Source organism: Streptomyces sp. P17, from assembly GCF_032436805.1.
GTDB lineage: Bacteria > Actinomycetota > Actinomycetes > Streptomycetales > Streptomycetaceae > Streptomyces.
This window is the reverse complement of the sequence record NZ_JAVRBF010000297.1, coordinates 1-514: the sequence shown is the minus strand read 5'-3', so window position 1 is coordinate 514 and position 514 is coordinate 1. Positions and strand designations below refer to the sequence as shown.

Below are 514 nucleotides of genomic sequence, written 5' to 3'. Positions count from 1 at the left end.
GACGCTCTTCCGATCTCGGAAGAACTCGGCACCTTCTTTCATCTTCGTCCAACGGTCTGGGTCTTTCTTCAACCACGAAACGCCGGAGTTAGCCAGATACGTGCACGGGGGGTGCGCAATCACCAGATCCCATTCTTCTGTCATTAAGTCACGAACGTCACCTTGGTAGTGCGGCCCGGGTGCGTCTGTGGGGAGGATGTCACAGCTCATGGCGTCATGACCCCTCGCTCTCATCGCGTCCCGAACAACTCCGCTGTATTCACAGGCCACTAAGACCTTCATAGTGCCAGTCGCAGCGTCATAAACCGGAACCCGTTACGCGAGCGTTTCTCAGTCGCCATGACTGGAACAGGCGTCGGCCACGTTGACGGGTGTCCGATGATAGAAATAATATTCTTCAACGATCGCGTAATACCATCAGACAGTGCCGCATAGGCCACCTTGTCGCCAGAATCAGACGTACCCAGCAACACCGCGCGCATACCGTGCTGCATAACACCATCTTCGTCAGCAT

2 protein-coding genes are annotated in these 514 nt (G+C 55.3%); both read right to left on the bottom strand.

Annotated features, from left to right (window positions below; all coding sequences use genetic code 11):
• A partial coding sequence (locus RMT89_RS40960; protein WP_315888836.1) for a hypothetical protein occupies nt 1-210 on the bottom strand: 210 nt, incomplete at its 3' end.
• Between the two features lie 68 nt (nt 211-278).
• Nucleotides 279-514: hypothetical protein (locus RMT89_RS40955; protein ID WP_315888835.1), on the bottom strand; the 236-nt coding region annotated here is incomplete at its 5' end.